The following is a 13,630-nucleotide window of genomic DNA, read 5'->3' as shown; positions in this document are numbered from 1 at the left end:
CGTCAGGCATAAAAAAACCCGCACAACGGCGCGGGTTTTGTTTGACTTCGAGCTGACTTAATGTTGAATGCCGCCCACCGGTCTACCGCGCACAATAAATGCGTTGAGTAGTAGTAGCCCAGTGAAACGAACGATATATGACATTAATTCAGCTCCAGCGAATGCGTTATGCTTTTAGTGGTACTGGATATGCCGTTTAATGTCAACTCTATTTTCTGTCGCCATTGCATTTTGTTGACGATATCCGGATACGTACTTTAGCTAATTGTGCTGGGCTGCGCGTCCAATAAAGGATAAAAGAACGAGTGGACATTCATACTTTTCATTGTTTGAAATATTTAGGCATTTTTGTTTGCAAATTGGTTAGGGGAATGGCCTGTTAAAGGTATGCTAAAGGTTTGGTTTATCTTTTTGATTTGTTTTATATTTTAACAAATAACCTTGTTTGCTTAATGGATAAGGATAAAGTTATTGATAAATTAATGTTAACTTTTTAGCTATTAATAATATAAACATTTAATTGAAACTTAAATGATCATTCACTTGGTGTATGATTGTGTATTCGCCATAGTTATGGTTATATTGCTTGCGTAATTTAAACATTATGAATCGCAATGGTGTGACTCAGGACATATTACGCTTGCGCTGGCATTCTATTTGTCTCTGTCAGCGTCTTTATGTTTTCCGAATTTTAACGCTTTCCCTTTTTCTTATTTTATATGCATGGTAAATCATATTTTCAGGAATTATTTCTGCCTTCAGCCAGAAAAAGGGAGTTAAGCGTGACAGTGGAGTTAAATATGCCAGAGGTCAAAACCGAAAAGCCGCATCTTTTAGATATGGGCAAACCACAGCTTCGCATGGTTGATTTGAACCTATTGACCGTGTTCGATGCGGTAATGCAAGAGCAGAATATTACGCGCGCCGCCCACACGCTGGGAATGTCGCAGCCTGCGGTCAGTAACGCCGTAGCGCGTCTGAAGGTTATGTTTAATGACGAACTTTTTGTTCGATATGGACGAGGAATTCAGCCGACTGCCCGTGCATTTCAGTTATTTGGTTCAGTCCGTCAGGCGTTGCAATTGGTGCAAAATGAATTGCCGGGATCGGGGTTTGAGCCGACCAGCAGCGAACGTGTATTCAATCTTTGCGTGTGCAGTCCGCTGGATAATATCCTGACGTCACAGATTTATAATCGTGTAGAAAAAATTGCGCCAAATATTCATGTCGTTTTTAAAGCGTCGTTGAATCAGAATACTGAGCATCAGTTACGCTATCAGGAAACCGAGTTCGTTATTAGTTATGAAGAATTCCGTCGTCCTGAGTTTACCAGCGTACCGCTATTTAAAGATGAAATGGTTTTAGTCGCCAGCCGAAAACACCCGCGTATTAGCGGCCCGCTACTGGAAGGCGATGTTTATAATGAACAACATGCGGTTGTTTCTCTCGATCGTTATGCGTCATTTAGTCGGCCGTGGTATGACACGCCGGATAAACAGTCGAGCGTGGCTTATCAGGGCATGGCGCTTATCAGCGTTCTGAACGTGGTTTCGCAGACGCATTTGGTCGCTATTGCCCCGCGCTGGCTGGCGGAAGAGTTTGCGGAGTCGCTGGAGCTGCAAATACTGCCGTTGCCTTTAAAACTGAATAGCCGGACATGCTACCTTTCCTGGCATGAAGCGGCTGGGCGTGATAAAGGGCATCAATGGATGGAAGATTTATTAGTCTCTGTTTGTAAGCGATAAAACCGGGCAGAATAAATCAGAAACAAATTCTGGTTTATTCTGCTTTTTAGCGTATGTCAAAAATTTTATGCTGAATTAACGGTGAGCGATTCTTTTCGTCGCTGTGAAAAATAGATGAATTGCTGTAAGTCTGCATTTATAAGCGATTATTTATTACCTGGTGTGATTCAGACGGAGTATTTCTCCATTTCTTCTCTTCTTGCCTCCTGATTATTCTAACCTTCCCCATCTTTACGTCATTCCACCCAATTGCCAGGCGTGATAGCGAGCGGTTAAGGTGTCCGTCAAACCGTGATGACAGGTATAAAGTGGAGGCAAGCCGTGGAGATGTTGTCTGGAGCCGAGATGGTCGTCCGATCGCTTATCGATCAAGGCGTAAAGCAGGTGTTCGGCTATCCTGGAGGCGCAGTGCTTGATATTTATGATGCGCTACATACCGTTGGAGGGATCGATCATGTGCTGGTGCGTCATGAGCAGGCCGCGGTGCATATGGCGGATGGCCTGGCGCGAGCCACTGGCGACGTTGGCGTGGTGCTGGTGACTTCCGGACCGGGAGCGACCAATGCGATTACAGGGATTGCTACGGCCTATATGGATTCCATTCCGCTGGTGATTCTTTCCGGCCAGGTCGCCACCTCATTGATTGGCTATGATGCCTTTCAGGAGTGCGACATGGTGGGGATTTCCCGACCGGTGGTCAAACATAGCTTCCTGGTCAAACAGACGGAAGATATTCCCCTGGTGCTTAAAAAGGCCTTCTGGCTGGCGGCAAGCGGACGTCCTGGGCCGGTGGTCGTGGATCTGCCGAAAGATATTTTGAATCCGGCGAAAAAAATGCCGTATGTCTGGCCGGAAACGGTCAGTATGCGCTCTTACAATCCCACAACATCAGGACATAAAGGACAAATTAAGCGTGCCTTGCAAACGCTGGCGTCGGCAAAAAAGCCGGTGGTCTATGTTGGGGGAGGGGCGATAAGCGCGGCCTGCTATGCGCCGCTGCGCCACATCATTGAAACCTTTAACCTGCCGGTGGTCTCTTCATTAATGGGACTGGGCGCGTTTCCTGCTACTCATCGCCAGTCGTTAGGAATGCTGGGAATGCATGGCACTTATGAAGCCAATATGACCATGCATAACGCCGACGTGATTTTCGCTGTTGGCGTACGATTTGACGACCGCACGACGAATAATCTCGCTAAATATTGTCCGAACGCGACGGTATTACACATCGACATTGACCCGACGTCCATATCCAAAACGGTTAACGCTGATATCCCGGTGGTGGGCGATGCACGCCTGGTACTGGAACAAATGCTGGAGCTACTGGCGCAGGATGCGCCGTCTCAGCCGCAGGATGATATTCGCGACTGGTGGCAGCAGATAGAGAGCTGGCGCGCCCGTCAGTGCCTGAAATATGACGCGGAAAGCGAAAGCATTAAACCCCAGGCGGTGATTGAAACTCTCTGGCGTCTGACGAAGGGTGATGCGTACGTGACGTCCGATGTAGGACAACACCAGATGTTTGCCGCCCTCTACTACCCGTTCGATAAGCCACGTCGCTGGATTAACTCTGGCGGGCTCGGCACGATGGGGTTTGGCCTACCGGCTGCACTGGGCGTTAAAATGGCCCTGCCGAAAGAAATGGTGGTCTGCGTGACCGGCGATGGCAGTATACAGATGAACATTCAGGAGCTGTCGACAGCCTTACAGTATGAACTGCCGGTACTGGTTCTGAACCTGAACAACCGTTACCTGGGGATGGTGAAACAGTGGCAGGATATGATCTATTCCGGTCGCCATTCTCAGTCTTATATGCAGTCGTTACCGGATTTTGTGCGCCTGGCGGAAGCATATGGCCATGTCGGGCTGCAGATTAACCGTCCGGATGAGCTGGAAAGTAAACTCAGCGAAGCCCTTGAGCATGTGCGTAATAACCGACTGGTGTTCGTCGATGTCACCGTTGATGGCAGCGAGCATGTCTATCCGATGCAGATTCGCGGGGGCGGGATGGACGAAATGTGGTTAAGCAAAACGGAGAGGACCTGATGATGCGCCGGATTTTATCGGTATTACTGGAAAACGAATCTGGGGCGTTATCGCGGGTTATCGGCCTCTTTTCGCAACGCGGATATAATATTGAAAGCCTGACCGTTGCGCCGACAGACGATCCGACGTTGTCGCGCATGACTATCCAGACGGTAGGCGATGAAAAAGTGCTTGAGCAAATTGAAAAGCAACTGCACAAGCTGGTTGATGTGCTGCGCGTCAGCGAGCTGGGACAGGGAGCGCACGTTGAGCGGGAAATCATGCTGGTGAAAATCCAGGCCAGCGGCTACGGACGGGAAGAGGTGAAGCGTAATACGGAAATTTTCCGTGGTCAGATTATTGACGTTACGCCAACGTTGTATACCGTTCAACTGGCGGGCACCAGCGATAAACTGGATGCTTTTCTGGCCTCGCTGCGCGATGTGGCGAAAATTGTTGAAGTGGCGCGTTCAGGCGTCGTCGGGCTTTCGCGCGGCGATAAGGTTATGCGCTGAGCAGATTCGCCGGATGACGACGCGCTTGCGTTTTATCCGGTCTACAGGCTGATATCTGGCCCAGGTCCGATAAGCGTAGCGCCATCAGGCAGGTTTGCCGGATATCAGCCAACAGGAATTATCGCCCAACCCAATATCATCGGTTGGGCTTTTTTTTGCGAAATCCGTGGTAACCCGGAATAAAAGCGGTTGCCGGAGTGATCAAACTGCGCTTAGATGTTAACGATTTTAACCCATGCCGACATAAAGGTTATGGTTTGTACAATTTACACAAGGGGCAATTGTGAAACTGGATGAAATCGCTCGGCTGGCCGGTGTCTCGCGCACAACTGCAAGCTACGTTATAAACGGTAAAGCAAAGCAATACCGCGTGAGCGACAAAACCGTAGAAAAAGTCATGGCGGTAGTGCGTGAGCACAATTACCATCCTAACGCTGTGGCTGCCGGGCTGCGTGCTGGACGCACACGTTCCATTGGTCTGGTGATCCCGGACCTTGAAAACACGAGCTACACCCGTATCGCAAACTATCTTGAGCGCCAGGCACGCCAGCGTGGCTACCAACTGCTGATCGCCTGTTCTGAAGATCAGCCGGATAACGAAATGCGCTGCATTGAGCACCTTTTGCAACGCCAGGTGGATGCAATCATTGTTTCAACTTCGTTACCGCCGGAGCATCCCTTCTATCAGCGCTGGGCCAACGATCCGTTCCCCATCGTCGCGCTCGACCGCGCGCTGGATCGCGAACATTTCACCAGCGTGGTCGGCGCCGATCAGGATGATGCCGAGATGTTGGCGGAAGAGCTGCGTAAATTCCCGGCGGAAACGGTGCTTTATTTGGGCGCGCTGCCGGAGTTGTCCGTCAGTTTCCTGCGCGAGCAGGGGTTCCGCACCGCATGGAAAGACGATCCGCGGGAGGTGAATTTCTTATATGCCAACAGCTATGAGCGCGAAGCCGCCGCGCAGCTGTTTGAGAAATGGCTGGAAACGCATCCTATGCCGCAGGCGCTCTTTACGACATCATTCGCGCTATTACAGGGCGTGATGGACGTTACGCTGCGGCGCGATGGAAAACTGCCTTCGGATTTAGCGATTGCGACCTTTGGCGATCATGAGCTGCTGGATTTTCTGCAATGCCCGGTACTGGCGGTGGCGCAGCGTCATCGTGATGTCGCGGAACGCGTGCTGGAGATTGTGCTGGCAAGTCTTGATGAACCGCGTAAACCGAAACCCGGCTTAACGCGTATTCGGCGAAACCTGTATCGTCGCGGCATTCTGAGCCGTAGCTAAAGGACCGGCGGTAAAAGACTCTCTCTTCTGCCGCCGTCAAACAAATGCGTATCAGTAAAAATATCCCTTAAATAATTAAGATTATTCCTTAAAATTATCCGAAAATTCTTTTTTATTACCTTTCTTTTGTCCGAAATCGTCCATATTCCACTAATTAAGACGTAACGAGTCTTTTCCTTTGTATTGTTTTGTTACAAGCAGGCAAGAAATCGTCGAATTAACAGCCACTTTTTGTCTTTGGCGCGACAGTCGCTTGTAGGCGCTGGTATAGCAGGCGCCGCACACGTTAAACAGGCACTGTTAACACGGTGCAATATGTCCTAAAATGCCGCTCGCGTCGCAAACTGACACTTTATATTTTTCTCGGATTATATTGAGTCCGTTTTAAACGGCGGTGGGTCTTTGGTTTTTTTCTTACAAATATTCATAACGTTAATTTGGCTTGCGCGCTGGGCGGAAATTAATCAACGCAGATATTCGCCGTAAACATTGGCTTTTTTACTTCGGTAAGCGTTGTGACTTGCTTGACAAGCTTTTCCTCCGCTCCGTAAACTCCTTCGAGTGGGAATTTGTGGGATAAAGTGGTAAGAAGGGGTGAGACTGGCATGTTCCGGGGGGCAACGTTAGTCAATCTCGACAGTAAAGGGCGCCTGACCGTGCCGACCCGTTATCGGGAGCAACTGATCGAGAGCGCTACCGGTCAAATAGTATGTACCATTGACATCCATCACCCATGCCTGCTGCTTTACCCCCTGCCTGAATGGGAAATTATTGAGCAAAAGTTATCTCGTCTGTCGAGCATGAACCCGGTAGAACGTCGCGTACAGCGTTTACTGTTGGGCCATGCCAGTGAATGTCAGATGGATGGTGCAGGTCGATTACTGATCGCGCCAGTTCTGCGGCAACATGCCGGACTGACGAAAGAAGTGATGCTGGTTGGACAGTTCAACAAATTTGAGCTGTGGGATGAAACGACCTGGTATCAACAGGTCAAGGAAGATATCGACGCTGAACAGTCAGCTACCGAAACGTTATCGGAGCGGCTGCAGGACTTGTCTCTATAAGATGATGGAAAATTTTAAACACACTACGGTACTGTTGGATGAAGCCGTTAATGGGCTGAATATTCGTCCGGATGGTATCTATATTGATGGCACATTTGGTCGCGGCGGCCACTCGCGCCTGATCCTCTCGCAACTGGGCGAAGAGGGGCGCTTGCTGGCGATCGATCGCGATCCGCAGGCGATCGCCGTTGCGCAGACCATTAATGATCCTCGCTTCTCCATCATTCATGGACCTTTTTCCGCGCTGGCTGATTATGTCGCCGAGCGCGAGCTTACCGGCAAGATTGACGGGATCCTTCTCGATCTTGGCGTCTCTTCTCCGCAGCTTGACGATGCGGAGCGCGGTTTTTCATTTATGCGCGACGGTCCGCTGGATATGCGAATGGACCCGACGCGCGGCCAGTCTGCCGCCGAGTGGTTACAAACGGCGGAGGAGGCGGATATCGCCTGGGTGCTGAAAACATTCGGCGAGGAGCGTTTTGCCAAACGTATTGCTCACGCCATTGTTGAGCGCAATCGCGAACAGCCGATGACCCGCACCAAAGAGCTGGCGGAAGTGGTTGCGGCGGCGACCCCGGTAAAAGACAAATTCAAACATCCCGCGACCCGTACCTTCCAGGCGGTGCGCATCTGGGTAAACAGTGAACTGGAGGAGATAGAGCAGGCGCTAAAAAGCTCGCTCAGCGTACTGGCCTCAGGCGGGCGGCTTTCAATCATCAGTTTCCACTCGCTGGAAGACCGTATTGTGAAACGCTTTATGCGTGAGCAAAGCCGCGGTCCGCAGGTACCGGCGGGATTACCGATGACGGAAGCGCAGCTCAAAAAACTGGGCGGTCGTGAGTTACGAGCGTTAGGCAAGTTGATGCCGGGTGAAAAAGAGGTAGCTGAAAATCCTCGGGCCCGTAGTTCAGTTCTGCGTATCGCAGAGAGGACGAACGCATGATCAGCAGAGTGACAGAAGCCCTAAGCAAAGTTAAGGGATCGATAGGAAGCAACGAGCGCCATGCCTTGCCTGGCGTGATCGGTGACGATCTTTTGCGGTTCGGGAAGCTGCCACTCTGCTTGTTCATTTGCATCATTTTAACGGCGGTGACGGTGGTCACGACGGCGCACCATACTCGTTTACTCACCGCTCAGCGTGAACAACTGGTTCTGGAGCGCGATGCATTGGACATTGAATGGCGCAACCTGATCCTTGAAGAAAATGCGCTCGGCGATCACAGCCGGGTAGAGCGGATCGCAACGGAAAAGCTGCAAATGCAGCATGTTGATCCGTCCCAAGAAAATATCGTAGTGCAAAAATAAGGATAAACGCGACGCATGAAAGCAGCGGCAAAAACGCAAAAATCGAAGCGCCAGGAAGAACAGACCAACTTCATCAGTTGGCGTTTTGCGTTGCTGTGCGGCTGTATTTTACTGGCGCTGGTTTTTTTACTTGGACGCGCGGCGTGGCTACAGATTATCGCCCCGGATATGCTGGTGCGTCAGGGCGATATGCGTTCGCTGCGTGTTCAGGAAGTCTCCACCTCACGCGGTATGATTACCGACCGTTCCGGGCGTCCACTGGCGGTCAGCGTACCGGTTAAGGCGATCTGGGCCGACCCGAAAGAAGTTCATGACGCCGGCGGCATCAGCGTCGGCGATCGCTGGAAAGCGCTTTCTACTGCGCTCAATATTCCGCTCGATCAGCTCTCCGCCCGTATCAACGCCAACCCGAAAGGGCGTTTTATTTATCTGGCGCGCCAGGTAAATCCTGACATGGCGGACTACATCAAAAAACTCAAACTGCCGGGGATTCATTTGCGTGAAGAATCACGCCGCTACTACCCGTCAGGAGAAGTAACCGCTCACCTCATCGGTTTTACCAACGTTGACAGTCAGGGGATTGAAGGCGTTGAAAAGAGCTTTGATAAGTGGCTTACCGGTCAGCCTGGCGAGCGAATCGTGCGTAAAGACCGCTATGGCCGCGTGATTGAGGATATCTCCTCCACTGACAGTCAGGCAGCGCACAACCTGGCGTTAAGCATTGATGAACGCTTACAGGCGCTGGTTTACCGCGAACTGAACAACGCGGTGGCGTTTAACAAGGCGGAATCCGGTAGCGCGGTGCTGGTCGATGTCAATACCGGTGAAGTACTGGCGATGGCGAATAGCCCTTCCTATAACCCCAACAACCTTGCCGGTACGCCGAAAGACGCGATGCGTAACCGTACCATCACCGACGTGTTTGAACCGGGTTCTACGGTTAAGCCGATGGTGGTGATGACTGCGCTTCAGCGCGGTATCGTCAACGAAAATACGGTGTTGAATACCGTTCCATACCGAATTAACGGCCACGAAATTAAAGACGTGGCGCGCTACAGCGAATTAACCCTGACTGGGGTTCTACAGAAGTCGAGTAACGTCGGTGTATCCAAACTGGCGTTAGCGATGCCGTCCTCAGCGTTAGTAGATACTTACTCACGTTTTGGGCTAGGAAAGGCGACCAATTTGGGGTTGGTCGGAGAACGCAGTGGCTTATATCCTCAAAAACAACGGTGGTCCGACATAGAGAGGGCCACCTTCTCTTTCGGCTACGGGCTAATGGTAACGCCGTTACAGTTAGCGCGAGTTTATGCAACGATCGGCAGCTATGGCATTTATCGCCCGCTGTCGATTACCAAAGTTGATCCGCCTGTACCCGGCGAACGCATCTTCCCTGAATCCACCGTACGCACCGTGGTGCATATGATGGAAAGCGTGGCGCTGCCGGGCGGCGGCGGCGTGAAGGCGGCAATTAAAGGCTACCGTATCGCGATTAAAACCGGTACGGCGAAAAAAGTGGGGCCGGACGGTCGCTACATCAACAAATACATTGCTTACACCGCAGGCGTCGCGCCTGCGAGTCAGCCGCGCTTCGCGCTGGTGGTTGTCATCAACGATCCGCAGGCGGGTAAATACTACGGCGGCGCCGTTTCCGCGCCGGTATTTGGTGCCATCATGGGCGGCGTTCTGCGCACCATGAACATCGAACCGGACGCGCTGGCAACGGGCGAAAAAAATGAATTCGTAATTAATCAAGGCGAGGGAACAGGTGGCAGATCGTAATTTGCGCGACCTTCTTGCTCCGTGGGTGGCTGGACTACCCGCGCGAGAACTGCGAGAGATGACGCTCGACAGCCGTGTGGCTGCGGCGGGCGATCTCTTTGTGGCAGTGGTGGGTCATCAGGCGGACGGGCGTCGTTATATCCCGCAGGCGATAGCGCAAGGCGTAGCTGCCATTATTGCAGAGGCGAAAGACGAGGCGAGTGACGGTGAGATTCGCGAAATGCACGGCGTACCAGTCGTCTATCTCAGCCAGCTCAATGAGCGTTTATCTGCGCTGGCGGGCCGCTTTTACCATGAGCCATCTGAAAACATGCGTCTGGTGGCGGTGACCGGCACCAATGGCAAGACCACCACCACCCAACTACTGGCGCAGTGGAGCCAGTTGCTCGGCGAAACCAGCGCAGTGATGGGGACGGTAGGTAACGGACTGTTGGGTAAAGTGATCCCGACGGAGAACACAACCGGTTCCGCAGTGGATGTTCAGCATGTGCTGGCCAGTCTGGTTGCGCAGGGCGCGACCTTCGGCGCTATGGAAGTCTCTTCTCACGGCCTGGTGCAGCATCGCGTGGCGGCGCTGAAATTTGCCGCCTCCGTGTTTACTAATTTGAGCCGCGACCATCTCGACTATCATGGCGATATGGCGCATTACGAGGCGGCAAAATGGATGCTTTATTCCACCCACCATCACGGTCAGGCAATCGTCAACGCCGATGATGAAGTTGGACGCCGCTGGCTGGCGTCGCTACCCGATGCGGTCGCGGTTTCAATGGAAGGGCATATCAACCCTAACTGTCACGGTCGTTGGCTGAAAGCGGAGGCGGTGGAGTACCACGACCGCGGAGTGACGATTCGTTTTGCTTCAAGCTGGGGTGAAGGCGAAATCGAAAGCTGCCTGATGGGCGCGTTTAACGTCAGCAACTTACTGCTGGCATTGGCGACGCTGCTGGCGCTGGGCTATCCGTTAACGGATTTGCTGAAAACCGCCGCGCGTTTGCAGCCGGTTTGCGGGCGTATGGAAGTGTTCACTGCGCCAGGCAAACCGACGGTGGTGGTGGATTACGCGCACACGCCGGATGCGCTGGAAAAAGCATTGCAGGCGGCGCGCCTGCACTGCGCCGGAAAATTGTGGTGCGTCTTTGGCTGTGGCGGGGATCGTGACAAAGGTAAGCGCCCACTCATGGGGGCCATTGCCGAAGAATTCGCGGATATCGTCGTGGTGACTGACGATAACCCGCGTACCGAGGAGCCGCGCGCCATTATCAACGATATTCTGGCCGGAATGCTGGACGCCGGGCAGGTCAGGGTAATGGAAGGCCGCGCTGAGGCGGTAACCAATGCCATTATGCAGGCAAAAGACAATGACGTCGTGCTGATTGCAGGTAAAGGGCACGAGGATTACCAGATTGTCGGCACGCAGCGTCTTGATTATTCAGACCGCGTGACCGCAGCGCGTTTGCTGGGGGTGATCGCATGATTAGCGTAACGCTCAGCAAAATTGCCGATGTCCTTGGCGCCGAACACCGCGGGGCGGATCTCACGCTCGATACGGTCATTACCGACACACGGAAAGTGACGCCGGGATGCCTGTTCGTGGCGCTGAAAGGGGAACGCTTTGATGCGCATGATTTTGCTGATAAAGCAAAAGCGAACGGCGCTGGCGCCCTGCTGGTCAGTCGTCCTCTGGATATCGATCTTCCGCAGGTGATTGTAAAAGACACGCGTCAGGCATTTGGCCAACTGGCCGCCTGGGTACGTATGCAGGTACCGGCGCGGGTGGTGGCGTTAACCGGTTCGTCCGGCAAAACCTCGGTCAAAGAGATGACCGCCGCGATTCTTAGCCAGTGCGGAAATACTTTGTATACCGCAAGCAATTTTAACAACGACATCGGCGTGCCGATAACGCTGCTGCGCTTAAACCATGATTATGACTATGCGGTGATCGAGTTAGGCGCTAATCACCAGGGAGAAATCGCCTGGACCGTTAGCCTGACGCGCCCGGAAGCGGCGCTGGTCAATAACCTGGCGGCGGCGCATCTGGAAGGTTTCGGCTCGCTGGCCGGCGTGGCGAAAGCGAAAGGCGAAATCTATACCGGTTTGCCTGAGAACGGTATCGCGATTATGAATGCCGATAATAATGACTGGCTGAACTGGCAAAGCATTATTGGCGATCGTCAGGTGTGGCGCTTTTCGCCGAATGCGGCAAACAGCGACTTTACCGCTGCGAATATCCACGTGACGTCACACGGTACCGAATTTACCCTGCAAACGCCGATGGGCAGCATTGATGTGCTGCTGCCGTTGCCGGGGCGGCACAATATTGCCAACGCGCTGGCGGCCGCTGCTTTATCAATGGCGGTGGGGGCGACGCTGGCGGCGGTTAAAGCAGGGCTGGCGGCGTTAAAAGCCGTACCCGGGCGTCTGTTCCCGATTCAACTAAGTGAAAACCAACTGGTACTGGATGACGCTTATAACGCCAACGTCGGTTCGATGACCGCCGCAGTGCAGGTCCTTTCTGAAATGCCCGGCTACCGCGTGCTGGTGGTAGGCGATATGGCCGAGCTGGGCGCAGAAAGCGAAGCGTGCCACCTCCAGGTTGGCGAGGCCGCAAAAGCGGCGGGTATTGATCGCGTGTTAAGCACCGGAAAACTCAGTCAGGTTATCAGCCACGCCAGCGGCGTCGGCGAACATTTTGCCGATAAAGCCGCGCTCATTGCGCGTTTACACGCTCTGCTTCAGGAGCAACCGATGATGACTATTTTAGTGAAAGGATCACGCAGCGCCGCGATGGAAGATGTGGTTCATGCGTTACAGGAGAAAGGTTCATGTTAGTTTGGCTGGCCGAGCATTTGGTCAAATATTATTCCGGCTTTAACGTCTTTTCTTATCTGACGTTTCGCGCCATCGTCAGCCTGTTGACCGCGCTGTTCATCTCTTTATGGATGGGCCCGCGTATGATCGCTCGTCTGCAAAAACTCTCTTTTGGCCAGGTGGTACGTAACGATGGCCCGGAATCGCACTTCAGTAAACGCGGTACGCCGACGATGGGCGGCATCATGATCCTGACGGCGATTGTGATTTCCGTTCTGTTATGGGCTTACCCGTCTAACCCGTACGTCTGGTGCGTGCTGGTGGTATTGATCGGCTACGGCATTATCGGTTTTGTCGATGACTACCGCAAAGTGGTGCGGAAAGATACCAAAGGGCTGATTGCGCGCTGGAAATATTTCTGGATGTCGGTTATCGCGCTCGGCGTGGCCTTTGCGCTTTATCTCGTCGGGAAAGACACGCCCGCGACCCAACTGGTGGTGCCGTTCTTTAAAGATGTTATGCCGCAATTGGGGCTGTTTTACATTCTGCTGTCCTACTTTGTCATCGTCGGTACGGGTAACGCCGTAAACCTGACCGACGGGCTTGATGGTCTGGCGATTATGCCGACTGTCTTCGTTGCCGCCGGCTTTGCGCTGGTGGCTTGGGCGACCGGGAACATGAACTTCGCCAATTACCTGCATATTCCGTATTTACGCCATGCGGGCGAGCTGGTGATTGTCTGTACGGCGATTGTCGGCGCGGGATTAGGATTCTTGTGGTTTAACACCTATCCGGCGCAGGTTTTTATGGGCGATGTCGGATCGCTGGCGTTGGGCGGCGCGTTGGGCATTATCGCCGTGCTGCTGCGTCAGGAATTTCTGCTGGTGATCATGGGCGGCGTCTTTGTGGTGGAAACTCTGTCGGTCATCCTGCAGGTGGGTTCCTTTAAACTACGCGGACAGCGTATTTTCCGTATGGCGCCTATCCATCACCACTATGAACTGAAAGGCTGGCCGGAACCGCGCGTGATTGTGCGCTTCTGGATTATTTCGCTGATGCTGGTGCTGATTGGCCTGGCAACGCTGAAGGTACGTTAAT

12 protein-coding genes are annotated in these 13,630 nt (G+C 52.8%); 11 read left to right on the top strand and 1 reads right to left on the bottom strand.

Annotated elements, in window-relative coordinates; all coding sequences use genetic code 11:
• Nucleotides 1-57 precede the first annotated feature (57 nt).
• Nucleotides 58-144, bottom strand: coding sequence for a leu operon leader peptide (gene leuL / locus AAYN39_RS03985; protein ID WP_001762463.1), 87 nt, complete (start codon nt 142-144; stop codon nt 58-60).
• Nucleotides 145-800: 656 nt separating this feature from the next.
• Between leuL and leuO the strand changes: the two genes are divergently transcribed.
• The 11 genes from leuO to mraY all read left to right on the top strand — a co-directional run bounded on the left by leuO (nt 801) and on the right by mraY (nt 13,629).
• Complete coding sequence (gene leuO, locus AAYN39_RS03980) at nt 801-1,745, top strand: transcriptional regulator LeuO (RefSeq protein WP_001115425.1); 945 nt, start codon at nt 801-803, stop codon at nt 1,743-1,745.
• Between the two features lie 321 nt (nt 1,746-2,066).
• Nucleotides 2,067-3,791, top strand: coding sequence for an acetolactate synthase 3 large subunit (gene ilvI, locus AAYN39_RS03975; RefSeq protein WP_000425609.1), 1,725 nt, complete (start codon nt 2,067-2,069; stop codon nt 3,789-3,791).
• A 2-nt stretch (nt 3,792-3,793) separates the two neighbouring features.
• Nucleotides 3,794-4,285: an acetolactate synthase small subunit gene (gene ilvN, locus AAYN39_RS03970; RefSeq protein ID WP_001750262.1), complete on the top strand. Its 492-nt coding sequence runs from the start codon at nt 3,794-3,796 to the stop codon at nt 4,283-4,285.
• A 283-nt stretch (nt 4,286-4,568) separates the two neighbouring features.
• Nucleotides 4,569-5,573, top strand: coding sequence for a catabolite repressor/activator (gene cra, locus AAYN39_RS03965; protein WP_000762406.1), 1,005 nt, complete (start codon nt 4,569-4,571; stop codon nt 5,571-5,573).
• A 605-nt stretch (nt 5,574-6,178) separates the two neighbouring features.
• Nucleotides 6,179-6,637, top strand: coding sequence for a division/cell wall cluster transcriptional repressor MraZ (gene mraZ, locus AAYN39_RS03960; RefSeq protein ID WP_000488291.1), 459 nt, complete (start codon nt 6,179-6,181; stop codon nt 6,635-6,637).
• Between the two features lies 1 nt (nt 6,638).
• Nucleotides 6,639-7,580, top strand: a complete 942-nt coding sequence (gene rsmH, locus AAYN39_RS03955; RefSeq protein WP_000970440.1) for a 16S rRNA (cytosine(1402)-N(4))-methyltransferase RsmH — start codon at nt 6,639-6,641, stop codon at nt 7,578-7,580.
• On the top strand, nt 7,577-7,942 hold the full coding sequence (gene ftsL, locus AAYN39_RS03950; RefSeq protein WP_000625651.1) for a cell division protein FtsL: 366 nt from the start codon (nt 7,577-7,579) through the stop codon (nt 7,940-7,942). Before rsmH ends, ftsL begins: the two co-directional genes overlap by 4 nt.
• A gap of 15 nt (nt 7,943-7,957) precedes the next feature.
• The gene (ftsI, locus tag AAYN39_RS03945) at nt 7,958-9,724 is read left to right on the top strand and encodes a peptidoglycan glycosyltransferase FtsI (RefSeq protein WP_000642235.1); all 1,767 of its coding nucleotides are present in this window, start codon (nt 7,958-7,960) and stop codon (nt 9,722-9,724) included.
• Nucleotides 9,711-11,198, top strand: a complete 1,488-nt coding sequence (gene murE / locus AAYN39_RS03940) for a UDP-N-acetylmuramoyl-L-alanyl-D-glutamate--2,6-diaminopimelate ligase (RefSeq protein ID WP_000775075.1) — start codon at nt 9,711-9,713, stop codon at nt 11,196-11,198. The genes ftsI and murE overlap by 14 nt, the downstream gene beginning before the upstream one ends.
• A complete protein-coding gene (gene murF, locus AAYN39_RS03935) occupies nt 11,195-12,553 on the top strand; it encodes a UDP-N-acetylmuramoyl-tripeptide--D-alanyl-D-alanine ligase (protein ID WP_000626645.1) in 1,359 nt (452 codons plus the stop codon). Before murE ends, murF begins: the two co-directional genes overlap by 4 nt.
• Nucleotides 12,547-13,629: a phospho-N-acetylmuramoyl-pentapeptide-transferase gene (mraY, locus tag AAYN39_RS03930; protein WP_000964138.1), complete on the top strand. Its 1,083-nt coding sequence runs from the start codon at nt 12,547-12,549 to the stop codon at nt 13,627-13,629. Before murF ends, mraY begins: the two co-directional genes overlap by 7 nt.
• The last annotated feature ends 1 nt before the right edge of the window (nt 13,630 follow it).

It is taken from the genome of Salmonella sp. K21076 (assembly GCF_039650795.1).
Lineage (GTDB): Bacteria > Pseudomonadota > Gammaproteobacteria > Enterobacterales > Enterobacteriaceae > Salmonella > Salmonella enterica.
The sequence above is the reverse complement of the archived record's forward strand: the minus strand, read 5'-3'. Positions and strand labels throughout refer to the sequence as shown.